This window comes from uncultured Sphingomonas sp. (assembly GCF_964237335.1).
Lineage (GTDB): Bacteria > Pseudomonadota > Alphaproteobacteria > Sphingomonadales > Sphingomonadaceae > Sphingomonas.
Genome location: NZ_CAXSHM010000002.1, coordinates 25423 through 49081, shown reverse-complemented (window position 1 = coordinate 49081; position 23659 = coordinate 25423). Strand labels below are relative to the sequence as shown.

The 23659-nt window shown below is 70.8% G+C and carries 22 protein-coding genes and 1 tRNA gene; 17 read left to right on the top strand and 6 right to left on the bottom strand.

All coding sequences use genetic code 11. The features are described 5' to 3' along the window. The first annotated feature begins 244 nt into the window (after positions 1-244). The 4 genes from ACFE65_RS01665 to ACFE65_RS01650 all read left to right on the top strand — a co-directional run bounded on the left by ACFE65_RS01665 (position 245) and on the right by ACFE65_RS01650 (position 4443). Positions 245-892, top strand: coding sequence for a hypothetical protein (locus tag ACFE65_RS01665; RefSeq protein WP_375380594.1), 648 nt, complete (start codon positions 245-247; stop codon positions 890-892). Between the two features lie 69 nt (positions 893-961). Continuing rightward, a complete protein-coding gene (locus ACFE65_RS01660) occupies positions 962-1876 on the top strand; it encodes a sulfite exporter TauE/SafE family protein (protein WP_375380593.1) in 915 nt (304 codons plus the stop codon). After that, the gene (locus tag ACFE65_RS01655) at positions 1873-2682 is read left to right on the top strand and encodes a TIGR02186 family protein (protein ID WP_375380592.1); all 810 of its coding nucleotides are present in this window, start codon (positions 1873-1875) and stop codon (positions 2680-2682) included. Before ACFE65_RS01660 ends, ACFE65_RS01655 begins: the two co-directional genes overlap by 4 nt. A 111-nt stretch (positions 2683-2793) precedes the next feature. Further along, entirely contained in the window at positions 2794-4443 is a 1650-nt protein-coding gene (locus ACFE65_RS01650) for an ATP-binding protein (protein ID WP_375380591.1), read from the top strand. Between the two features lie 148 nt (positions 4444-4591). Here the strand turns inward: ACFE65_RS01650 and ACFE65_RS01645 are convergent, their stop codons facing one another. Then, positions 4592-4918 carry a hypothetical protein gene (locus ACFE65_RS01645; protein WP_375380590.1) on the bottom strand — a complete coding sequence of 109 codons (327 nt, stop codon included), beginning with the start codon at positions 4916-4918 and terminating at the stop codon, positions 4592-4594. 56 nt (positions 4919-4974) lie between these two features. Beyond that, entirely contained in the window at positions 4975-6453 is a 1479-nt protein-coding gene (locus ACFE65_RS01640; protein WP_375380589.1) for a M23 family metallopeptidase, read from the bottom strand. Between the two features lie 148 nt (positions 6454-6601). On the opposite strand from ACFE65_RS01640, the gene ACFE65_RS01635 reads away from it, so the two are divergent. The 10 genes from ACFE65_RS01635 (at position 6602) to topA (ending at position 17877) form a co-directional block, all read left to right on the top strand. Next, entirely contained in the window at positions 6602-9100 is a 2499-nt protein-coding gene (locus ACFE65_RS01635; RefSeq protein ID WP_375380588.1) for a helicase-related protein, read from the top strand. Positions 9101-9107: 7 nt separating this feature from the next. Next, a complete protein-coding gene (locus ACFE65_RS01630) occupies positions 9108-9431 on the top strand; it encodes an RNA-binding S4 domain-containing protein (protein WP_375380587.1) in 324 nt (107 codons plus the stop codon). A gap of 65 nt (positions 9432-9496) precedes the next feature. Continuing rightward, positions 9497-9838: a ferredoxin FdxA gene (gene fdxA / locus ACFE65_RS01625; protein WP_375380586.1), complete on the top strand. Its 342-nt coding sequence runs from the start codon at positions 9497-9499 to the stop codon at positions 9836-9838. A 258-nt stretch (positions 9839-10096) separates the two neighbouring features. Beyond that, entirely contained in the window at positions 10097-10630 is a 534-nt protein-coding gene (locus ACFE65_RS01620; RefSeq protein ID WP_375380585.1) for a CarD family transcriptional regulator, read from the top strand. Between the two features lie 113 nt (positions 10631-10743). Then, positions 10744-11454: a head GIN domain-containing protein gene (locus ACFE65_RS01615; protein WP_375380584.1), complete on the top strand. Its 711-nt coding sequence runs from the start codon at positions 10744-10746 to the stop codon at positions 11452-11454. 45 nt (positions 11455-11499) lie between these two features. Beyond that, positions 11500-12201: a head GIN domain-containing protein gene (locus ACFE65_RS01610; protein ID WP_375380583.1), complete on the top strand. Its 702-nt coding sequence runs from the start codon at positions 11500-11502 to the stop codon at positions 12199-12201. A 78-nt stretch (positions 12202-12279) separates the two neighbouring features. After that, entirely contained in the window at positions 12280-13350 is a 1071-nt protein-coding gene (locus ACFE65_RS01605; RefSeq protein ID WP_375380582.1) for a type III polyketide synthase, read from the top strand. A 10-nt stretch (positions 13351-13360) separates the two neighbouring features. Beyond that, the gene (locus tag ACFE65_RS01600) at positions 13361-14053 is read left to right on the top strand and encodes a methyltransferase domain-containing protein (RefSeq protein WP_375380581.1); all 693 of its coding nucleotides are present in this window, start codon (positions 13361-13363) and stop codon (positions 14051-14053) included. Between the two features lie 5 nt (positions 14054-14058). Beyond that, a complete protein-coding gene (locus tag ACFE65_RS01595) occupies positions 14059-15138 on the top strand; it encodes an NAD(P)/FAD-dependent oxidoreductase (protein ID WP_375380762.1) in 1080 nt (359 codons plus the stop codon). Positions 15139-15246: 108 nt separating this feature from the next. Further along, a complete protein-coding gene (gene topA / locus ACFE65_RS01590; RefSeq protein WP_375380580.1) occupies positions 15247-17877 on the top strand; it encodes a type I DNA topoisomerase in 2631 nt (876 codons plus the stop codon). Between the two features lie 147 nt (positions 17878-18024). On the opposite strand, the gene ACFE65_RS01585 is transcribed toward topA, so the two are convergent. Both ACFE65_RS01585 and panC read right to left on the bottom strand, forming a co-directional pair. Then, entirely contained in the window at positions 18025-18321 is a 297-nt protein-coding gene (locus ACFE65_RS01585) for a hypothetical protein (RefSeq protein WP_375380579.1), read from the bottom strand. 91 nt (positions 18322-18412) lie between these two features. Next, positions 18413-19249 (bottom strand): pantoate--beta-alanine ligase, encoded by an 837-nt coding sequence (panC, locus tag ACFE65_RS01580; RefSeq protein WP_375380578.1) that lies wholly within the window; start codon positions 19247-19249, stop codon positions 18413-18415. Between the two features lie 97 nt (positions 19250-19346). Here panC and ACFE65_RS01575 point away from each other — a divergent pair, with 97 nt between their 5' ends. The 3 genes from ACFE65_RS01575 (at position 19347) to ACFE65_RS01565 (ending at position 20649) form a co-directional block, all read left to right on the top strand. Then, complete coding sequence (locus ACFE65_RS01575; protein WP_375380577.1) at positions 19347-20174, top strand: division plane positioning ATPase MipZ; 828 nt, start codon at positions 19347-19349, stop codon at positions 20172-20174. A 7-nt stretch (positions 20175-20181) separates the two neighbouring features. Beyond that, positions 20182-20451: a DnaJ domain-containing protein gene (locus ACFE65_RS01570; protein ID WP_375380576.1), complete on the top strand. Its 270-nt coding sequence runs from the start codon at positions 20182-20184 to the stop codon at positions 20449-20451. Between the two features lie 124 nt (positions 20452-20575). Continuing rightward, positions 20576-20649: transfer RNA gene (locus tag ACFE65_RS01565), tRNA-Gly, on the top strand. Between the two features lie 4 nt (positions 20650-20653). Here ACFE65_RS01565 and ACFE65_RS01560 read toward each other — a convergent pair. Then, positions 20654-23026 carry a putative bifunctional diguanylate cyclase/phosphodiesterase gene (locus tag ACFE65_RS01560; RefSeq protein WP_375380575.1) on the bottom strand — a complete coding sequence of 791 codons (2373 nt, stop codon included), beginning with the start codon at positions 23024-23026 and terminating at the stop codon, positions 20654-20656. Further along, positions 23027-23623 carry a methylamine utilization protein gene (locus ACFE65_RS01555; RefSeq protein WP_375380574.1) on the bottom strand — a complete coding sequence of 199 codons (597 nt, stop codon included), beginning with the start codon at positions 23621-23623 and terminating at the stop codon, positions 23027-23029. Between the last annotated feature and the right edge of the window lie 36 nt (positions 23624-23659).

Sequence of the window (23659 nt, the reverse complement as noted above, 5' to 3'; positions counted from 1 at the left end):
CCCGAGCCGCGCCCGACGACCGGCGTCATCGCTCCGATCCGGGCGCAGGCGATGTCGCCACCATCCCGACCAACGGCTCGGTCGCCCGAAGCGGCAGGGGCGAAGGTCGGGTCACCACCGCTAGGTACCGGCATCGTCGCCCTCGCCGAGGCATCGCAGCTGCGCTTCGGCGATCCGGTGCCGGCGGCGCTGCCCGCGGCGCGCGATCCGACCCGAACCCGGATGCCGTCGCGCCTGTCGGGCAGTGCCTGGCTGCTGGCGCGAGGCGGGCCGGCGCTGGCGGGCGGGCTTGCCGGCGCGCAGCTCGGCGGGTTCGCAGGCAGGCATACGGCTCGCCTACGCCCTGGACCATGCGCGGCGCCTCGCGATCGCCGGCCGGCTGTCCACCGCGATCGGCGGATCGGCAAGCAGCGGCGCCCTGTCGGATCGCGAAGGCGCGATCGGCCTCGCGTGGCGGCCCACCCGCCTGCCGGTAACGGTGGTGGCGGAGCAGCGGTTCGTGTTCGAGCGCGGCGGGCATGGTGGGCCGACGATCGGCGTCATCGCCGGCCTGCCGCCGACGCCGATCGCCGCCGGCTTCCGACTGGAGGCTTATGGCCAGGCGGGTGCGATCGCGCGGTCCGGCGCCGGTAACTCTGTAGAGGGGTTCGGCGACGGCGCGGCGCGGCTGACGCGGCCGGTGACGCTGGGACCGATCCATCTCGACGTGGGCGCCGGAACCTGGGGCGGCGCGCAACGCGGCGCGGCGCGGCTGGACGTCGGGCCGACCATCGGCGTAGCGCTTCCCGTGGCGCGCCATGCGCTGCGGCTGACCGTCGACTGGCGCGAGCGAATCGCGGGCGACGCGGCGCCCGGGTCGGGGCCGGCGCTATCGCTGGGGACGGATTTCTGACCAGAGCGCGCGACGCCGGGCACGGCGGGGTTCCGCCGCGCGCGCGATCGCGGTAACCCTGCGGCACCGATGGACGTTTACCTCCCGATCGCCGACCTGTCGGTCAACGCGCTGGTGATCGTCGCGCTGGGGCTGGTCGTCGGACTGCTGTCGGGCATGTTCGGGATCGGCGGCGGGTTCCTGACGACGCCGATGCTGATCGTCTATGGCATCCCGCCCACCGTCGCCGCCGCCTCGTCGGCCAGCCAGGTGACGGGCGCCAGCGTCTCTGGCGTGTTCGCGCATTTCCGGCGCGGCGGCGTCGACGTGAAGATGGGCGGCGTGCTGGTGGCGGGCGGCGCGATCGGGTCGCTGGCGGGCGGCTGGCTGTTCCGGCTGCTGCAGGGCACCGGCCAGATCGATACCGTCATCGCGATCGTCTATGTCGTGCTGCTCGGCACGATCGGCGTGACGATGCTGCGCGAGTCGGTCGGCGCGATCGGCGTGGCCCGCGGCCACCGCGCGCGCCGCCGGCCCAAGCACCGCCACCACCCGCTCGTCGCCGCACTGCCGTGGCGCACGCGCTTCCGCCGCTCGGGCCTGTACATCTCGCCGCTCGCGCCGCTGCTGCTGGGCTTCTTCGTCGGCATCCTGACGATCCTGCTCGGGGTGGGCGGCGGGTTCGTGCTGGTGCCGGTGATGCTGTACGTCTTCGGCATGGGCGCGCAGGTGGTGGTGGGCACCAGCCTGTTCCAGACGCTGTTCGTCACCGCGGCCGCCACCATGGTTCACGCGACCACCACAAAGGCGGTGGACATCGTGCTGGCCGCGCTGTTGCTGGTCGGATCGGTGACGGGCGCGCAGATCGGCGCGCGGTTCGCGACGCGGGCGCGACCAGAATATCTGCGCCTCGCGCTCGCCATCATCGTGCTGCTGGTGGCGGTGCGGATCGCCATCGGGTTGGGCGCGCGACCCGACGACCTCTATTCGGTCGAACTGTCTTGACGCGAGCCTGGCTGGTAGCGGCCACCGCACCGCTGCTGCTCGCGCAAGGCTCGCCTCCCACTCCGGCCGTCGGTCGCGCCGCGACCAGACCCGTGCCGAAACCCGTGCTGGTACCCGACGTGTCGCAACGCGACATCGAGATCGCGTACAGCTTCACGGGCGCGGACCTGCTGCTGTTCGGCGCGATCCTGTACCCCGGCGGCCATGTTCCGGGTGCACACGACGCGCCCGACGTGGCGGTGGTGGTGAAGGGCCCGTCGCAGTCGATATTGGTGCGCGAGAAGAAGAAGGTGGCCGGCATCTGGATCAACGCCGCCCGGCTGCGCTTCCGCTCGGCGCCGTCCTTCTATGCCATCGCCTCGTCGCGTCCGATCGAGCGACTGCTCGACGCGCGGACCCGCGCGATCTACGAATTGGGCGTCGACAGTCTGCAACTATCGCCCGCCTCCAACGCGCCGGCGGACGTGCAGGACCGCTTCCAGCGCGGGCTGGTCGCGCTCGACGCGCGCGCCGGCCTCTATTACGAGGCGCCGCGTGCGGTCGAGATCACCGCCGGCGTCCTCTATCGCGCACGCTTGCGCATCCCGGCCCGCGTGCCGGTAGGGCGCTTCACCGCCGAGACGTTCCTGATCCGCGATGGCCATGTGCTGGCGGCGGCGGTGCGCGACATCGACGTGCGCAAGTCCACCGCCGAGCGGCTGGTCGCCCGCGCCGCCGCGCGCTCGTCGATCGCCTATGGCCTGACCGCGGTCGCGCTGTCGGTTTTCCTGGGCTGGTTCGCGGGCTGGGTGGCGGGACGGCGTTGATTTGATCCGCTTGCGCGGATGCGGTGCCGGCGGCGTCCGACCCATCACAAGGTAAACGCATTCTTCACTCTTTCCCGTTCATAGCCGGCGGGAACAGGAGTGAGCGTCCGCATGTCCGATCTAACCGGCCGTGAAGCCTTTGCCATCGCGACACCCACGGCGGAAACGGTCGGCATCGGGATCGTGCTGGCGATCGGCGGCGCGGGCAGCGAGATACTGGTCGACCTCGCCGTCCTGGCGGCGCTGGCCGAGGACGCCGATCCGGTGATCGCGCAGGCCGGCCAAGTCGGCAGCCAGGTGAAGATGCGGCTTGGCGCCGCCTGGCTCGTCGCCAACATCCGATCGCTGCGCATCGCCCCCGGCCAGCCTGGCCAGGCGATCGCGCAGGTCGATTTTCTGGGCGAGGGCGACGAGGAGCGGCTGACCGGCAAGCTCTACAACTTCCGCCGCGGCGTCACCCGCTATCCGACGCCGGGGTGCGAGGTGCATCCGATCTCGACCAAGGACCTCAAACAGATCTACGCCGCCGACGACCGAGCGCATATCGAGATCGGCACCGTCTATCCCACGCGCGAGATCCGCGGCGCGCTGTACGTCGATGCGATGCTGGGCAAGCATTTCGCGCTGCTCGGCAGCACCGGCACCGGCAAGTCGACCAGCGCGGCGCTGATCCTCCATCGCATCTGCGAGCTCGCGCCGCAGGGGCACATCGTGATGGTCGATCCGCACGGCGAATATGCGCAGGCGTTCAAGGGCAACGGCGCGATCTTCGACGTGTCCAACCTCCAGATGCCGTATTGGCTGATGAACTTCGAGGAACATTGCGAGGTCTTCGTCTCGACCTCGGGTTCCGAGCGGCAGATCGACGCCGACATCCTCGCCAAATGCCTGCTCGCCGCGCGCGCCAAGAACCGGATCGGCGCCGAGATCCCCAAGCTGACCGTCGACGCGCCGGTGCCCTATCTGCTGTCCGACCTGACCAACCTGATCCAGCTCGAAATGGGTAAGATGGACCGGGCGGGCGACACCGCGCCCTATCTGCGCCTCAAGACCAAGATCGAGGAGGTGAAGGCCGATCCGCGCTACGGCTTCATGTTCTCAGGCATGCTGGTCGCGGACACGATGGCGGGCTTCATCGCCCGCATCTTCCGCCTGCCGGGCGACGGGCGTCCTATCTCGATCATCGACGTGTCGGGCGTTCCCAGCGAGATCACCTCGGTGGTGGTGGCGATGCTGTCGCGGATGGTGTTCGACTATGCGATCTGGTCACGCAACGAGCCGCAGCGGCCGATCCTGCTCGTCTGCGAGGAGGCGCATCGGTACATCCCGTCGGACCGCAACGCCGACGGATCGTCGGTCGGCCGCATCCTGGGCCGGATCGCGAAGGAGGGGCGCAAATACGGCGTGTCGCTCGGCCTCATCACGCAGCGTCCGTCGGATCTGGCTGAGGGCGTGCTGTCGCAATGCGGCACGATCATCGCGATGCGGCTCAACAACGAGCGCGACCAGGCCTATGTCCGCGCGGCGATGCCCGAGGGCGCGCGCGGGTTCCTCGACGCGATCCCAGCGTTGCGCAACCGCGAGTGTATCATCTGCGGCGAGGGCGTCGGCATCCCGATCCGGGTCGCGTTCGATCCGTTGGAGGAGTCCAAGCGCCCCGCCTCGGGCGACCCGCTGTTCTCGCAACTGTGGACGCAGACCGGCGGCGAGGACCAGATCATCACCCGGACGATCCAACGCTGGCGGGCCCAAGGGCGCTAGGCCAACGCTGGCGCGCGGGTGAGTGAGTGAACCTCCTATCCTCTTCCGTCCACCCTGAGCTTGTCGAAGGGCTGCTTCTTCTTCGAAGGAGAAGGACAGTGCTTCGACAAGCTCAGCATGAACGGTTTTTGTTGGGCGTTCTTCGTCCTCACGCCTCGCCCGGCTTGGCCGGTGCACCCTCGTTCCGCCGTTCCCCCGCCGCCTTCAGCCCGCCGATCACGCTGGTCGCGGCGAAGCCCAGCAGCGCGCCCATGTCGATCGGCGGCTTGGGCTTCGTGCCCTCCGCCTTCTCGCTTTCTGCCGCCGCGGGCATCCCACGCGTTAAGGCGGCCGCCGATGCGGTCAGCGCGGCCGCGATCAGCTGGCGGCCGGCGGGCGTTGCGGCCTGCTCCAGCACTGCGGCGGCGGCCTGACGCAGCGGCTTGGGAATCTTCACGCCGGCGATGCGCTTGGGCAGCTTGGTGGACTTGCTCACGATCAGGCCTTTCTGAGTGTCCTACCTAAATAGGACACCCTCCACGCCTCGTCCAGTCATCGACTTCCCGGCCGCACCGCCACCAGCGCCGCGACCGTGTCATGGAACCGCGCCAGCGCATCGCCCGACAGCCGCGCCACGCGCGCGAACGACACGCGCTTGGGATCGATCGCCACGCCGTCGCGCCAGACCTCCCAATGGAGATGCGGCCCGGTCGACATCCCGCTTGATCCGACATAGCCGATCACCTGCCCCGCGCTCACCGCCTGTCCGGCGCGCACCGCCAGCCGGCTGAGATGGCCATAGCCGGTGGCAAGCGTCCCCGCGTGATCGAGGCGGATGAACCGGCCATAGCCGCCGCTCCACCCCGCCGAGCGCACGATGCCCGCCGCCGCCGCCATCACCGGCGTGCCGATGGGGGCGCCGATGTCGATCCCCTTGTGCATGCGGGTGAAGCCCAGGATCGGGTGGAAGCGCGGGCCGAAGCCGGAGGTGATGTGGCCCTCCACCGGCATTCCCATTCCCTCGGCGCGAGCGCCCTGCCCCTGCGGGTCGAACCAGTCCTCCCGGCCGCCGTCGGACCAGCGCACCAGTTGCGTTCGCCCCGCCTCGCGGTCGACGGCGGCGAGCAGCAGCCGGCCGATCCGCACCTCGCCGGTCGCGGCGCGATCCTGTTCCAGCACCACGTCGAACCGATCGGCGGCGGCGATGTCGCGGCCGATCGACAGGCGGCCGGCGGCCGCCTTCATATAGTCGGCTACCGCGTCCGCCGGCACGCCCGCCGCGCGCACCGACCGGTAGAGGCTCGACCCGACCAGGCCCTGGAGGCGCAGCGGCCTGTGGTCAACCGCGATCGGCCGCTCGATCATCGCCAGACCGGCGCGCGCGCGCGACCCCACACGCGAGACCGTCACGTCGAGGTCGAACCGCGCGCGCATCGCCAGCGCCTCCAGCGGCCGAGCGACGCGCCGGCTGGGCCGCCGCCCGAGCGTCAGCGCGATGTGCGTGCCGGGGCGCAACTGATCCAGTGGCACCGCCTGCGCCACCAGCCGTGTCGCCGCTTCCACGTCCGGCCGGGCGAGGCCTGCGCGCGCCAGCACGCCGGCGAGCCGGTCTCCCTCACCCAAGGTGGCACTGAGTTCGACGCGCGGCCGCTCTGGTGCCTCCGACAGCGGGCGCACGAGATCGGTCGCCGCCATCCGCCGGCCGGTGTCGGCACCCAGCCCCAGCGGCGACACGGCTTGCGCGCGCGCGTCCTCCAGCAACTCCCCGGCCAGCGGCGCCGTCACCGGCCCGGCGAGCGCGTGCAGCCCTGGCGCGAGCAGCCAAGCTAGGCCGCACAACCCGGCGCAGGAGAACACGCCGTGCCACCAGCCCCGCGTGCCGATCGCGGCGCCGAGGTCGGGCGTCCAGTCGAGCAGCCGCAGCCGATCGAGCGCGGCCGGCGCACGCGCAGCCGACGTGCGAAGCGGCGCCAGCGCACGGCCGGCGCCGCCGCCCGCCAGTTCCAGTCCTTGTGGCTCGCGCAGGAACATCGTCGGTCGTCACTCCCCGCCGTCCCGATCGGCGCGGACATGCCGGTGCGGGCGGGGCGCGCGCAAGTCAAACGGACCTCCGGCGGAACGATCGTCATGCGCGTCGAACCGCTTGCGCGCGCGGCTTCAAGCTCCGATGTTCCGTCATATGAACGCACCCGCCCGCCGTACCGTAACCGCGGTGCTGGGGCCGACCAACACCGGCAAGACGCATCTGGCCGTCGAGCGAATGTGCGGTCACTCGTCCGGCGCGATCGGCTTTCCGCTACGGCTGCTGGCGCGCGAAGTGTACGACCGGGTGGTACGGCTGAAGGGCGAGGCGCAGGTCGCGCTCATCACCGGCGAGGAGAAGATCCGTCCGCCGGACGCTCGCTATTTCCTCTGCACCGCCGAATCGATGCCGACGGATCGGGACTTCGCGTTCCTGGCGGTGGACGAGGCGCAATTAGGCGCGGATGCCGAGCGCGGGCACGTCTTCACCGATCGGCTGCTGCGCGCGCGGGGCCGCGAGGAGACGATGATCCTGGGGTCGGAGAGCTTGCGCGCCGTGCTGCGCGCGCTGGTGCCCGAGGCGGAGATCGTCGGGCGGCCGCGCTTCTCGACGCTCAGCTATGCCGGCGCGAAGAAGATCAGCCGGCTCCCGCGGCGCTCCGCGATCGTCGCGTTCAGTGCCGAGGAGGTGTATGCCACCGCCGAGATGCTGCGGCGCCTGCGCGGCGGCGCGGCGGTGGTGATGGGTGCGCTGAGCCCGCGCACCCGCAACGCGCAGGTCGCGATGTTCCAGGCAGGCGAGGTCGATTACCTCGTCGCCACCGACGCGATCGGCATGGGCCTCAACATGGACGTGGCGCACGTGGCCTTCGCCTCGCTCCACAAGTTCGACGGCCATCGCCAGCGCCGGCTGACCGTCGCGGAGATGGCGCAGATCGCCGGCCGCGCCGGGCGGCATCAGCGCGACGGGACGTTCGGCGGGCTGGTCGACGAGGGCCCCGGCGCGTTCGGACCGGAGGAGGTGTTGGCCATCGAGGAGCACCGCTTCCCCGCGCTCGATTACCTGTATTGGCGCGACGGAGAGCCGGACCTGTCGAGCCTGCCCGCGCTGATCGCCAGCCTGGAGGCGCGGCCAACTCTCGACCGGCTACGCGCCGCGCCAGAGGCGATCGATCTCGGCGTCCTCAAGCGGCTGGCGAGCGAGGACTGGGTTCGGGCGCGCGTCCGCTCACCCGCGATGGTCCGGCGGCTGTGGGCGGCATGCGGCGTGCCGGACTTTCGCAAGCTGGGCGCGGACCACCACCAGCGGTTCGTCTCGCGGCTGTTCGGTTATCTGTCCGAAGGCAACGGCCACCTGCCGCACCAATGGTTCGCGGACGAGGTCGCGCGGCTCGACCGCGCGGACGGCGACGTCGACACGCTCGCCGGCCGGATCGCCGCCGCGCGCAGCTGGGCCTATATCGCGCAGCGGCCCGACTGGCTCGCCGACCCCAAACATTGGGCCGGCCGCACGCGCGAGGTGGAGGACCGATTGTCGGATGCGCTCCACGCCAGCCTGACGCAGCGGTTCGTCGACAAGCGCACCAGCGTACTGATGAGGCAGATCGGCGCGGACGCGAGCGCGCTGCCCGTGGTCATCGGCCCCGAAGGCGAGGTGACGGTCGAGGAGCATCGGCTCGGCACGCTCGAAGGCTTCCGCTTCGTGGTCGATGCCGAGACGCGCGCGGCCGACAAGCGCCTGCTGCTCGCGGCCGCCGAGCGCCGGCTGGGCGCGGAGCGCGCCGCTCGCGGCCGCGCGCTAGCCGAGGCTCCCGACGCCGACATCCTGCTCGCCGCCGATCCCGGCGCGCCCCCATTGCTGGTGTGGCGCGGACATGAAGTGGCGAGCCTCGGGCCCGGGCGCGCGCTAGCGACCCCGCGCATCGTCCTCGACCGCGCGCTCGACTGCCTCGACAAGCCGCTCGCCGACCGGGTGCGCGCCCGGCTGGAAGCATGGCTGGCGACGCAGGCCGCGCGTCATGTCCCGGGCTTCGCCCGGCTCGCCGACCTCGCGCGCGACCCGGCCGCGAGCCCGGCGCTGCGTGCGGTGGCGGCGGTGTGCGAGGCGAGCGGCGGCCTGATCGCGCGCGCGACCATCGCCGCGCCGGTGTCGCGGCTCGACGGGGCCGAGCGTCGGCGGTTGCGGACCGCGGGCGTGAGCGTCGGCGCGCTCGACCTGTTCGACCCTCGGCTGCTGCGCCCCGCGCCCGGCCTATGGCGGCGCGCGCTCCTCGCCGCGCGCAATGGCGAGCCCGTCGCGCCCGCCGCGCCCGAGAGCGCGACCGTCCTCCCACGCGGGTCCGTCGTGCAGGAGGGCGCGACAACCGGATTTCGCCCGCTCGCGCTGCAGGCCGTCCGCGTCGATCTGGTCGAGCGGATCGCCAAGGCGGCGCACGAGGCCCGTACCGGCCGGCGGCCGTTCGTGCCCGACGCCGGCCTCGCGACCTCGATGGGGTTGCAGCCCGCGACGCTGGAACGGCTGATGGCCGAGCTCGGCTTCCGCCCTGCCAAGCCGGAAGGATGGGTATGGCATGGCCGGCGTCCGGCGCGCGAGCTGCCCGTCGCTCCCACCGGCGCGTTCGCGGCGCTCGCCGGTCTGGGGTCTGCGCGTGCCTGAGGGCGGCATGCGGCTCGACCGGTTCCTGTGGTTCGCCCGGCTCGCGCCGACGCGCGCCGCCGCCCAGGGGATCGTCGCCGACGGCCGCCTTCGCATTGATGGCCGTCCCGTGGAACGCGCGCATGTCGCGGTGCGGATCGGCAACGTGCTGACCTTCGCCGCTTTTGGCCACGTCCGCGTCGTGCGGATCGAGGCGCTGCCGCCGCGTCGCGGCCCGGCGACCGAGGCGCGCGCCTGCTATGCCGAACTCGGCGAGCCGATCGCGATCGAGCCGCGCCCGCCCCGATCCGCGCCGGGTGCGAACGTCTCGCATCAAGCGCCGCAAGATTGACCCCCGCCGCGGGCACGGCCTAGAGGCTCGGCCCGTTACCGCCATCGTCGCTCGAGGACCCGACCATGACCTACGTCGTCACCGACGCCTGCATCCGCTGCAAGTACATGGACTGCGTCGAGGTATGCCCGGTGGACTGTTTCTACGAAGGCGAGACGATGCTGGTGATCAACCCGTCCGAGTGCATCGACTGCGGCGTGTGCGAGCCTGAATGCCCGGCGGAAGCGATCCTGCCCGATACCGAGAACGGGCTGGAGAAGTGGCTGGAGCTCAACACCACCTTCTCGTCGCAATGGCCCAACGTCACGCGCAAGGCAGACCAGACGCCGGCGGACGCCGATGCGCACAAGGGCGAGGACGGCAAGTACGACAAGTACTTCACGCCGGAGGCGGGCGCCGGCGACTGACCCCCTGCCACGCTTGTCCGCTCGGACAACGGGCGCGCGAAATAGGCCTCATGCCTCGCCAGAGCTTTAGCATGGGTCAAGGCAGCACGTCTGAGTGATCACACTGGTAATTTTGTTGCGGAACTGTTAGAAGATGCAGGAACGGGCGCGGCAGTCCTGCCGCCCCGCTGGTGCATCTTCGCTCACACCGCCCCATGTCACCGGTTTTCCGCCGGGTGGACGTGTCGGGGTCGGGTCGGGCCCAGTGAAAGGCAAGACATGGCTGCCAAGGCGTTGTCCTTCGACGTTGGCGATTACGTCGTCTATCCCAAGCACGGCGTCGGCCGGGTGATCGAGCTGTTGAAGCAGGAGATCGCGGGCATGAGCCTCGAACTCTACGTGCTGCGCTTCGAGAAGGAGAAGATGACTCTCCGCGTGCCGACCAACAAGGCCGAGTCCGTCGGCATGCGCAAGCTGTCGTCCGACAAGACGATGCGCGAGGCGATGGAGACGCTGAAGGGCAAGCCCAAGGTCAAGCGCACCATGTGGTCGAGGCGCGCGCAGGAATATGAGGCGAAGATCAACTCGGGCGACCTCGTCTCGATCGCCGAGGTGGTCCGCGACCTGTTCCGCGCCGAGGACCAGCCAGAGCAGAGCTACTCCGAACGCCAGATCTTCGAGGGTGCGTGCAGCCGTCTCGCGCGCGAGCTCGCCGCGATGGAGCAGGTGGACGAGCCCGCCGCGCAGTTGAAGATCCTCGACATCCTTCGCGCGTCCGCCGCGATCTACAACAAGGACAAGACGCCCGCCTGATCGGGTTCCTTGCAAAAAGGAGGGGCGGTTCCGCGAGGGACCGCCCTTTTCGTTTGGGGTTTGTCGGCAGATCCATGTGTGTTACCATGGTGGCACACTATAGGAGACCTGCCATGCGCCTTGCTGCGTTCGCCGCCCTGCTGCTCCCGCTCGCCGCCTGCGGTGAGGCAGGCGCAGGTGTGCCGGGAACCGGGTCCGGTCCCGCGCGCCAGTTTGCCGTCGCCGACTTCACCGCCGTCGCCGCGACCGGGTCTGACGATGTCGACGTTCGCACCGGCGGCGGCTTTTCCGTGCGTGCGGAGGGCGATCCAGTGGCGCTCGATCACCTGCGTATCTGGCGCGAGAGAAACACGCTGCGGATTGGCAACGATGGTAGCAGGTGGGTCCACAACGTGAAGCCAGCGACAGTGTTCGTGACGATGCCGCGCATCGCGGCCGCGGCCGTCGCGGGATCGGGCAATATCGTCATCGACAAGGTGACGGGCGGCGGGTTCAAAGGCAACAGCGCCGGGTCGGGCGACCTGACCGTCCATGCGCTCGCGGTCGACTCGCTTGGGCTTTCGATCGCGGGATCGGGCGACATGGCGATGACCGGTCACGCCCGCAGCCTCGACGTGTCGGTCGCGGGATCGGGCGGCGTCGACGGCGCCGGTCTGGCCGCGCGGACGGCCAGCATCAACGTCCTGGGATCGGGGAGCGTGCGTGCACGCGTCGAAGGCGCCGCCAGCGTCGCGATGATGGGGTCGGGCAGCGTCGACCTCGGCGGCAAGGCGCGGTGTTCCGTCACCAAGATGGGCTCCGGCTCAGTCACCTGCGGTGGCTGACGCGGCCTCTTGCGCGCGGGTCGGCAAGGGTGCGACCACCGCCGCATGATCCTCCGCTTCCTAACGCTCGCGCTGCTCCTGCTTTCCGCCACGGCCGGAGCGGCGACGCGGGAGCGATCGATCGGCAGCTTCGATCGGCTGCGGGTCGCCGGGCCGTTCGAGGTGCGGATCGAGGCGGGCCGGGCCCCGAGCGCGCGGATCGAGGCGGACGACGCGATGATCGACGGGATCGATGTCAGCGTGGAGGGCGACACGCTGGTCGTCCGCATGGGGCATGAGGGCTGGGGCGAGACGCCGGCGGTCCGCGCCGGCCAGGTGCCGGTCGTGACCCTATCGACGCCGGTCCTGCGATCGATCGCGGTCAGCGCGGGCGCGCATGTCGCCGCCGGACGCGTCACGGGCGACCGCGTCAACCTGGCCGTCAACGGCTCGGGCAAGGTCGAGGTCGCCGATGCCCAGACGGAGGACCTGCTGGCGACCGTCATCGGTGCCGGCTCGCTCACCGTCGCCGGCAAGGCGTTGCGGGCGCGACTGATGACCAACGGGCCCGGCACGATCGATGCGGGCGACCTCGATGCGAGCGACCTGTCGGTGCGGCTGGACGGCACCGGCGAGACGCGAGCGCGGGCACGCTATACCGCGCGAGTGACGGACACGGGCGTCGGCCGGGTGACCGTGTTGGGGGACGCGACCTGCATCATCGCACCGGGCACCGTCGGCCCGATCGCCTGCGGCCGGGGCCAGTAGGCGACAGGGCGAGCGCGCCTGGCAACTTGAATTACTTTCCCGTCGGTAGATCAATGGCTTGCCATGCGTTGACCCAACTTGACCTCCATCGCCCATATCCATGCCATCGGCACTGCCGTGCCCAGCCACGATGTCCACGCCGCCTTTCTCGGCTGGGCACGAGGGCAGTTGCCCGACGAGCGGCAGGCCAAGGTGTTCGACCGGATGGCGGCGCGGTCGGGCATCGGCCACCGCTGGACGGTGCTGCCCACCAGCGACGATGGCGGTTCGCCGATCGGACCGGGGGGCTTCTACGACGCCGCGTTGCTGCCCGGCACCGCCGCGCGGATGGCGATCTATGCCGCGGAAGCCCCCGAACTGGCGCTGAACGCGATCGCGGCGCTGGCTGCCCAACTGTCGCTCGACGGGATTACCCACCTCGTCGTGGCGAGCTGCACCGGCTTCGTCGCTCCCGGCATCGACCAGATCGTCGCGCGCCGGCTGGGCCTCGCGCCGTCCGTCGAGCGGCTGCTGATCGGGTTCATGGGCTGTTACGCCGCGGTCGCCGCGCTGCGGGCCGCGCGCCACATCGTCCGCTCGGAGCCCGTCGCGCGGGTGCTGGTGGTCTGCGTCGAGCTGCCGACGCTGCACATGCAGGCGAACGACACGCTGGAGCCGCTGCTCGGCCAGCTCCAGTTCGGCGACGGCGCAGGCGCGGCGCTGGTCGCGGCGGAGCCCGTGGGGCTCGCCATCGGCCAGCCGTTCGCGACGACGCTGCCCGATTCGCATGGCCTGATCCGGTGGGACATCTCCGACTCGGGCTTCGTGATGCACCTGTCGGGCGAGGTGCCGGGACGGATCGCCGCGGGCCTCGCCGATCCAGATTTCGCGCGGGCGGCAACCGGTGGCGTCGCGCCGGACGCGATAGACGGCTGGGCGGTGCATGCCGGCGGCCGGTCGATCCTCGACGCGGTGGAGGGCGCGCTGCACCTGGCGCCGACAGCGCTCGACGCGTCGCGTGGCGTGCTGGCGGCGAACGGCAACATGTCGTCGGCCACGCTGATGTTCGTGCTTTCCCGGCTGATGGAGGGCCATGTGGAACAAGGCGTCGCGCTCGCCTTCGGACCCGGCCTCGCCGCCGAGGGGTTCGCCTTTTCCAGCGCGCCATGATGGGGTTTACATGAGCCTCATGGTCCGCTCGGAGGCCGAGGAGCAGATGGACGCGGCCGACCTCGACGCCGGCACCTATGCCGCGGTCGTCGGCGACCTCGCCCGCGTCAACACGCTGACGCTTGCCGCCCGGCCGACGCTCGCGTTCCTGGCGCGGGCGGCACGAGGCGCGAGCAGGCTGCGTATCCTCGACGTCGGCTTCGGCGACGGCGACATGCTGCGCCGGATCGCGCGCTGGGCGGCGCTGCGGACGCTGGCGGTGGAACTGGTCGGCGTCGACCTCAACCCGCGCAGCGAGGCGGCGGCGCGGGCGCACACGCAGCCCGGCAGCGGAATCGAGTGGATCACCGGCGACTATGCCGATCTGACGGGCGGTGGCTGGGATGTGGTGATCTCCAGCCTCGTCGCGCACCACATGCGCCGCGCGCAGCTCATCGCCTTCCTGCGCTTCATGGACGCCGAGGCGGCACGCGGGTGGCTGGTCAACGACCTCCATCGCCACCGCTTCGCGCACGTCGGCTTCCCGCTGCTGGCGACAGTCGCGCGCTGGCATCCGATGGTGCGGCACGATGGCACGCTGTCGATCGCGCGCAGCTATCGGCCGGCCGAGTGGCCGCCGATCCTCGACGCGGCCGGCGTGAGCGGTGCGCGAGTGTATCGCGCCTTTCCGTTTCGGCTCTGCGTGGAGAAGCTCCTGTCGTGACGCCAATGCTAATCCTGGGCGGTGGGCCCGCAGGCGCGGCGGCGGCGATCGCGCTCGCTCGCGGCGGTGCGGCGCCGCTGCTGGTGGAGCGGACGCGCGAGACGGGCGACGCCTTGTGCGGCGGGTTCCTGAGCTGGCGGACCACCGCCGCGCTCGACGCGCTGGGGATCGCCGCCGACGACCTCAACCCGGCGCCCGTCACGCGCGTGCGGCTGTTCGCGGGCACCCGCCACCGCGAGGCGCGCCTGCCCGCCCCTGCCCGCGCGGTCTCGCGGCGGCGGCTCGACACGCTACTGCTTGCCCGGGCGGAGGCGGTCGGCGTGCGGATCGAGCGGGGGATGACCGCGCGCGAGGTGGACGGGCGCAGCGTGCGCTTCGCCGACGGCAGCGCGATCACCGCCGACGCGCTGTTCCTCGCCAGCGGCAAGCACGACGTGCGCGGGCTCGCCCGGCCGGCAGAGGCGCGCGGCGCTGATCCGACGATCGGGCTGCGCGTCCGGCTCGCGCCGTCGCCGTCGCTGACCCGGCTGGTCGACAACACGATCGAGCTCCACCTCGTCGATCGCGGCTACGCCGGGCTGGTGCTGCAGGAGGACGGCAGCGGCAATCTGTGCTGCGCCGTCCACCGCTCGAGGCTGACGGAGGCCGGGTCGCCCGAGGCGCTGCTGGCCGCGATGGGTCGTGAGGTGCCGGCGCTGGGCGAGCGGTTGGCGCACGCGCGCGGCACTGTCGATGCGATCGCCAACGTCCCCTACGGCTGGCGCGAGCGCGGCGGCGAGGCTGGGCTGTTCCGACTCGGCGACCAGGCGGCGGTGATCCCTAGCCTTGCGGGCGAGGGCATGGGGATCGCGATCGCCAGCGGCACCCGCGCGGCGGCAGCCTACCTTGGCGGCGGCCCGGCGGCGGCGGCAGGCTATCAGCGCGGCCTGGCCCACGACGCCGCCCGCCCGCTCGGGGTCGCAGGCGCTGTGTGGCGGCTGGCCGAGCGCCCGGCGCTGGCGCGCGTGGCGCTCGCGATCCTGCCCGCCCGGCTGATCGACGTCCTCGCCCGCGCGACCAGGATCGACCACGGCCGGGAAGCATAGCCGCCGCACTGGAAAGCGAACGCCTGCGCCTCCACCTAGCGGCCGCTTGACGCCGGGGCGCCGCCACCGCCACCCTCGCGCGTACACGTAAGGACACGCATTCCCCTCATGCAGCTCGTCATCGTCGAATCGCCCGCCAAGGCGAAGACCATCGAAAAATACCTGGGCCCGGATTACCGCGTCCTCGCCAGCTACGGCCATGTCCGCGACCTGCCGCCCAAGGACGGCTCGGTGCATCCCGACGACGGCTTCGCGATGGACTGGGAGAATTACGCGGACAAGGCCAAGCAGCTGAAGGCGATCACCGACGAGGCGAAGAAGGCGGATCGCCTGATCCTGGCGACCGATCCGGATCGTGAAGGCGAGGCGATCAGCTGGCACGTCCAGGAGGTGCTGCGCGGGCGCAAGGCACTGCCTAAGGCCGTCGAGCGGGTCACGTTCAACGCGATCACCAAGTCCGCGGTCCTGGCGGCGATGAAGGCGCCGCGCGAGCTCGATGCCGACCTGATCGACGCGTATCGCGCCCGGCGTGCGCTCGACTATCTGGTTGGCTTCACCCTGTCGCCGGTCCTGTGGCGCAAGCTGCCGGGCGCCAAGTCGGCGGGACGCGTCCAGTCGGTGTCGCTGCGGCTGATCGTCGAGCGCGAGCGCGAGATCGAGGCGTTCCGGGCGCAGGAATATTGGTCGGTCGCCGCGCGGATGGAGCAGGACGGCACGCCGTTCATGGCGCGGCTGGTGCAGTGGGAAGGCCGCAAGCTCGACCGGCTGAGCATCGGCAACGAAGGCGACGCGTTGCGCGCCAAGGCCGACGTGGAGGCGGGACTCTTTTCCGTCCAGTCGGTCGAGACCAAGCCCGCGACGCGCAACCCGCCGCCGCCGTTCACGACCTCCACGCTCCAGCAGGAAGCGGCGCGCAAGCTCGGCTTCTCGGCCGACCACACGATGCGGATCGCGCAGGGGCTCTACGAGGACGGCGCGATCACCTACATGCGGACGGACGGCGTGCAGATGGACGGCAGCGCCATCTCCGCCGCGCGCGCCGCGATCGCTCAACGGTATGACGGCGGGTACGTCCCCGACAAGCCGCGCCAGTACACCGCCAAGGCCAAGAACGCGCAGGAGGCGCACGAGGCGATCCGGCCGACCGACTTCGGCCGCGATCGTGCGGGCTCGGGCGATCATGCGCGGCTGTACGATCTGGTCTGGAAACGCGCGATGGCCAGCCAGATGGCATCGGCGCGGCTGGAGCGCACCACCGTCGAACTGGCCGACGGCACCGGCCGCACCGTGCTGCGCGCGACCGGCCAGGTCGTGCTCTTCCCCGGCTATCTCGTGCTGTACGAGGAGGGCGCGGATGATCGCGCCCCTTCAGGAACCGGCGCCGAGGGCGACGACGACGCCAAGCGCCTGCCGCGGATGCGCGAGGGCGACGCGCCGGCGAAGAAGGGCGTCGACGCCGAACAGCATTTCACCCAGCCGCCGCCGCGCTTCTCCGAAGCCTCGCTGGTCAAGCGGATGGAGGAGCTCGGCATCGGCCGCCCCTCCACCTACGCCTCGATCATCAAGACGCTGAAGGATCGCGCCTATGTGCGAATCGAGAAGAACCGCTTTTTCGCGGAGGAGAGCGGCCGGCTGGTGACGGCGTTCCTGGAGCGGTATTTCGAGCGGTATGTCGGCTATGATTACACCGCCGGGCTCGAGGAGGAGCTGGACGACGTGTCGGGGGGCCGCGCCGAGTGGCAGGCGGTGCTCGAGGCGTTCTGGCGCGACTTCAAGCCGCGCACCGCCGAGGTGATGGAGCAGCAGCCGAGCGCGATCACCGCCGAGCTGGACGTCTTCCTCGCTCCCTATCTTTTCCCCGAGCGCGCGGACGGCGCCGACCCGCGGCTATGTCCCAATTGCCAGAAGGGCAAGCTCGCGCTGCGCGGCGGTCGGTTCGGGGCGTTCATCGCCTGCTCCGATTATCCCGAGTGCAAATACACGCGCCGCTTCGCGCAAGCGGGAGGCGAGGCCGAAGCCGATACCGGCCCCGAGCAGCTGGGCAAGGATCCGGCGACGGGGCTGGAGGTGGAGCGCAAGTCCGGACGTTTCGGCCCGTACATCCAGATTGGCGAGGGCGAAGGCGCTAAGCGTGCGTCGATCCCCAAGGATGCGGGCGAACTGACGATGGAACTAGCGCTCAAGCTGCTGAGCCTGCCGCGCACGATCGGCACGCACCCCGAGACGGGCGAGCCGATCGTCGCCGCGATCGGCCGCTATGGACCCTACCTGCAGCACGCGGGCAAATATGCGCGGCTGGGCTCGACCGAGGAGGTGTTCGAGACCGGCATGAACGCGGCGGTGGTGAAGCTTGCCGAGGCGGCGGCGGGTGGCGGGCGACCGCAGCGCGGCGCGGCGCGGCCGCCGCTGAAGGAATTGGGCGCGCATCCTCGGACGGGCGCCGAGATGAAGCTGATGGAGGGACGCTATGGCGCCTATGTCACCGACGGCACGACCAATGCGACATTGCCCAAATCGGTCGAGCCCGCCGCGCTGACGGCGGAGGAGGCCGCGCAGTTGCTCGATGCGCGCGCCGCGGCGGCGCCACCGGCAAAGGCAAAGAAGGCGCCCGCGAAGAAGGCTCCGGCAAAGAAAGCAGCACCCGCCAAGGCCGAAGCCGAAGCCGTCGCCAAGCCGCTTGCCAAGAAGCCGGCAGCGAAGAAACCGACGGCCCGCAAGCCAGCCGCCAAGAGAGGCTAACCCCACCTTCATCCACCCCGGCGAAGGCCGAAGCCCAGCCGCGGGACGGTCGTCGTAGCGCAGTCCGCTTCATCGCGAATGTTCCGCTACTGGGTCCCGGCCTTCGCCGGGATCGCATACTCGTGAAGCGTCTGGTTCAGAACCGACCTACGCCGCACGCCGCTGCGTCAGCGCGATCCAGTCGCGGGCGGCGCGCTGGGCGGCGGCGATCTCGCGCGCCGTCATGTCCTCCGCCACCTCGATCCGCGCCTGCTGCGCGGCGACGATGCCGTGGACGGCCGCTAGGTTGAACCATTTGTGCGCCTCGATCAGGTCGACGCTGACGCCGGACGTGCCGGTCTGGTAGCAGATGCCCAGATCGTAGCAGGCATTGTGATTGCCGCGTGCCGCTTCCTGCAACCGGCTCTCGACCAGGAACTTCCCATTCTTCAGGCTGCTGCCCATCGTCTTGCCCCTCTTGTTCTCTTGAGGGGAGTGTCACCCGATTCGGATCACCAAATGGTTAACGCGATCGGGATGATCGCAGATCACGGCGTTACTGGATGCCGATGTTGTCGATCAGCCGCGTCGACCCGAGCCGGGCGGCGGCGAGCAGGCGGCGGGGACGGCCTGGCTCTGGCGGCGACGCGAGCGTCTCGGCATTCACCAGCGCGACGTAGTCGACCTGGAACCCGGCCCCCACCAACGTCTCGTGCGCCTCCGCCAGCACGTCCGCCGGTTCGTCGCCCCGCGCGATCCGGCGAGCCGCCACGCCCAGCGCACGCGGTAGCGCGACGGCATAAGTGCGCTCTTCCGCAGTCAGATAGATGTTGCGCGACGACAGCGCGAGCCCGTCGTCCTCGCGCTGCGTCGGCACGCAGGCGATCTCGATGCCGAGGTCGAGGTCGACGGCCATGCGGCGCACGACCTGCAGCTGCTGCCAGTCCTTTTCGCCGAACAGCGCGCGGTCGGGACGGACCTGGTTCAGGAGCTTGAGCACCACGGTCGCGACGCCGTCGAAATGGCCGGGCCGCGCTGCGCCGTCGAGCGTGTCGGCGATCCCTGCGACGCCGACCGTGGTCGCGAAGCCGTCCGGATACATCGCCTCCACCGACGGCGCCCACAACAGGTCGCATCCCGCCTCCGCGAGCATCCGCGCGTCGGCGATCTCACGGCGGGGATAGCGGGCGAGGTCCTCGCTCGGGCCGAACTGCTTGGGGTTGACGAAGATCGAGGCGACCACCTTCGCGCCACCCGCCCGCGCGGCGGCCATCAGTGCCAAGTGGCCCGCGTGCAGCGCGCCCATCGTCGGCACCAGACCCACTGGGGCGCCGTCCGCGCGCAGCGCCGCGACCGCCTCCCGCAACGCCGCAACCTCGCGCACCGTCCGCACCACGTTCCCCCTCGCCCAAACCGCTCCGGGCTTCTATGAAGCGGTAACCTTACGATCAACCAAGGAACGCCGAACCTTGCCGAGCGGTCCCGACCCCATGCCAGAGCGATGCCACGTCATCGTGTTCGCCAACGAGAAGGGCGGCACGGGCAAGTCAACGACGGCGGTCCATGTCGCGATCGCGCTCGCCGCGAAGGGCGCGCGGGTCGCGGCGCTCGACCTCGACCACCGCCAGCGCACGACGGGGCGATACCTCGACAACCGCGCCGCCACCATCGCCCGCACCGGCGCCAAGCTGCCCATGCCGCGCCACGCCACCCACGACGGCGTCAGCGACGATCGCTACGCCGACCTGTTCGCCGAGCTGACCAACGGCAGCGACTATCTGGTGATCGACACGCCGGGCCGCGACGATCCCTTCGCCCGCTGCGCCGCGACGCAGGCGGACACGCTCGTCACGCCGATGAACGACAGCTTCGTCGATTTCGACCTGATCGGCCAGGTCGATCCGGAGACCTTCAAGGTCACCCGTCCGTCCTTCTACTCCGAGCTGATCTGGGACGCCCGCAAGCAGCGCGCGCGCGCCGACGGGGCGACGATCGACTGGGTCGTGCTGCGCAACCGGCTGCAATATGTCGAGGCGCGTAACATGAAGCGCGTGTCCTCCGCGCTTGACCAGCTATCGAAGCGGGTCGGCTTCCGGATCATCCCGGGCCTGTCCGAGCGCGTGATCTATCGCGAGCTGTTCCCGGCCGGGCTGACGATGATCGACAGCAAGGAATTCGGCTCGATGGGGCTCAGCCACGTCGCCGCGCGTCAGGAACTGCGCGAGATGATGGCCGCGCTCGCCTTGCCCGAACCCGGCGTGCCGGCCACGGCGCCACCCGAAGCGCAGCCAACCGAAATACAGCCGCTCGTCGCGTGACGCAGCCTTGCTGAAGATCGTCCTCCTTGCCGCGCTGATCTGGCTCGCATGGCGCTGGCTGAAGCCGAAACCCAAGGTCAGGCCGCTCGCCCGGCTGGTGGCGGATGCGGCGGAGGCGCGTGCGATCCTAGGTGTTCCGGCAGGGGCGGACGCGGCGACCATCCGCGCGGCGCACCGCCGGCTGGTGCTGGGTGTCCATCCCGATCGCGGCGGCTCCGCAGACCTCACCCGCCGCGTCAACGCTGCGCGCGACGTGCTGCTGCGCGACCCGCGCTGAAGCGCCGCTGGCGTCGCGATGCGCGGGCCGGTCCCAAACGCGATGTGACGAGCGGCACCGCCATGTTGACCGGATGCGCGTGGCCGTGGCACTAAGCAGACGCCGAAGGCTGGGCGCAGGGCCGGCGGGTATAGTACAATGGTAGTACAGCAGCCTTCCAAGCTGAATACGCGGGTTCGATTCCCGCTACCCGCTCCAGCCCTCAGGCCGCCGCCGCCATCGGACTGCTCAACATGCCCGCCACCGCGCCGCTTTCGACCGGGCGGCTGAAGAAGAAGCCTTGGATGCTGCCGCAGCCCTGGCCGCGCAGCTCGGCGAGCTGGTCGCCGTCCTCCACGCCCTCGGCGGTGATGTCCATGTGTAGCGCACCGGCCAGGTCGACGATCGCGCGGACGATCGCGGCGCTGCTGGCATCGCTCGCGACGCTGGTGATGAACGAGCGGTCGATCTTGATCTTGTCGAACGGAAAGCTGCGTAGGTAGCTGAGCGACGAATAGCCGGTGCCGAAATCGTCGAGCGCGACGCGCACGCCCATATCGCGCAGCCCATGCAGCAGCGCGAGCACGTTCGCCTCTCCGTCCAGGAAGACCGTCTCGGTGATCTCGATCTCGAGCCGATCGGGCGAGAGGCTGCCGCGCGCCAGTGCCTGTAGCACGACCGCCTTGAACCCCGGATTGCGGAACTGGAGCGGCGACACGTTGACGGCGACCCGGACGTCCTCGGGCCAGGCGGAGGCTTGACGACAGGCCTCCTGCATCACCCACTCGCCGATCGCCACGATCAGTCCCGTTTCCTCGGCGACCGGCACGAACTCCGCCGGCCCGACCTCGCCGCGCAATGGGTGCGCCCAGCGCAAAAGCGCCTCGAAGCCGCCGATCCGGTTGGTCTTGAGATCGAAGATCGGTTGGAAGTTGAGCCGGAACTGCCCGTCGTGCAGCGCGGCGTGCAGATCGAGCTCGAGCTGGCGACGGCGGCGCGCGGCAGCGTCGAGCGCAGCCTCGAAGAAGCGGAACCGCCCACGCCCGTCGTTCTTGGCACGATACAGCGCGAGGTCGGCGTTCTTGAGCAGCTGATCAGGGTCCCCGCCGTCACCCGGGCCGATCGCGATGCCGATGCTCGTACCCGTGACGAGGCGGTGCCCATCCACCTCCAACGGCCGGTCGATCTGATCGAGGATCGACTGCGCCAACGCGCGCGGCCGGTCCGCTTCATGGTCGCCCGCCAGGATGATGGCGAACTCGTCGCCGCCTTGTCGCGACACCAGCGCATCGGGCGCGAGCTGGACCAGCGTCTGCGCGATCCGGCGCAGCAGCGCGTCGCCCACCGGATGGCCCAGCGTATCGTTCACGGCCTTGAAGCCGTCGAGATCGAGGCACAGGACCGCGACCGTGCCGCCCGACCGCGCTAGCTTGCCGAGCGCCTGATCGAGCGACTGGCGGAAGTAGCTGCGGTTGGGCAGACCGGTGAGCGAGTCGTGGTAGGCGAGGTGCGCGATGCGATGCTCACGCTCGACGATGCCCGCGGACATGCGGTTGAAGCTTGTCGCCAGCCGACCGATCTCGTCATCGCCTTCCACCGCCACTTCGGTGCGCGAACCCTCCTCCAGCGCACGGGCGGCGTGGTCGAGCGCCGCGATCGGCCGGGCGATGCCACGCGCGAGGCGGATGCTCGCGAGGAGTACGGCCAGGACGCCGATCAGCCCCGCGACGCCGATGCCGATCAGCAGCGGGCGATAGGGCGCAAGCGCGGCAGCGAGCGGATAGCTGACCAGCAGCGCCGCACGCGTCCGCCCATCGGCACCCGCCAGCGGCTTGACGAGCGCGAACGCCTGCCCGGCCGGCAAGCTCAGCATCTCCAGCCGGCGCTGCCCATGCGAGGCGAGCACGAGCGCGTCCAGCGCCGGATCGGCAGGCACCGACCCATCCGTCGCCACCCAGTGGCCCATCGCGTCGCGGTGCAGCATCGTCGCCGCGAGCGGGATGGCGGACAACCGTTCCAGCGATCGCATCTCGGTCGCGTCGAGCGGCAGCGCGAAGACGACCGAGCCGATCTCGGTAGGCGCCAGGATCGGCGACACGACGACTCGGAACAGCGCGTCGCCCGATGCGATCACGGCGTCGCGGCGACCCGTCGGCAGGGTCGCGGGAAGAGCGCCGACAATCCGGGCCAGCGCGCCGCTCGCACCGATCACCGCGCCGTCCGGCTCCACCACCATCGCGCGCGCGACACCGGCCCGCTCGCGCAGCGTCGCCAGCGCGGACTCGATCGTCGCCCGGTCCCCGCTCGCGACCGCCGCGCGGAAGCCGAAGTCGCGTGCCAGCACGCCGGCGGTGTCGCCCAGCGTCTTGGCCCTGAGCGCCCACAGCCCGTCGTACACGCTGCCGCTCGCCGACAGCTCCGCCTGGACCGACGTGCGCGCGGTCGCTCGGATCATCAGATCCGTCGCGATCCCCAGGATGCCGAGCGCGGCGGTGAACAGGGTCGCGTAAAGCACCGCCAGCTTCGCGCCGACCGTGCGGAACCGCGGCCGCGGCCAGCGAAGCCCGCGCGGAGCCGGAAGGGCAAGCGGGCGCATCTAGCGGCCGATCGCGATCGTCTTGGCGACACCGCCCGCGGGCACCACGATCATCTGCGCGGCCATGTTGTCCGGCTGGCGGATCGCGGGCGACCAGACGGTCAGCCGCGCAGGCCCGGGCGGAACGTCCGCCACGACAAGATGGCCCGCGGCGTTGGTCCTGCCCGTGAACGGCGACGCGGACACGATGATGAACCCGCTCATCGTGTCATGGATGTTGCAGCCGAGCGCGACCACGCCAGGCTTGTCGAACACGACGCTGCGCTGATCCTCGCGGCCATAGAGCTTCAGGTCGAAGCGCTTGGCCTTGGAGAAAGAGTAGACGTGGTGACGCACCGTGTCGCGGTTGGGGAACGACACGCTCGCGCCGACCGGCACCACCAGCACGTGCGGCTGGAAGGCGATCGCCTTCTGCTCCATCACATAGGGCCCTTGCGGGACGGCCGACGCATGACCGGGCACGTCGATCATCACCACGGCGTCGGCGAGCGGCCGCCCGTCGGGTCCGCGCACGTCGAGCGTGACGGTCGCTGCCGATGCCCCCTGCGAAGCCGCAAGCGCGATCAGGGCCAGGAGGAGGGTCGAGCGTATGGTCACCGTGTGGACCCTTGCGCCCGGACGGTTGCGACCCGT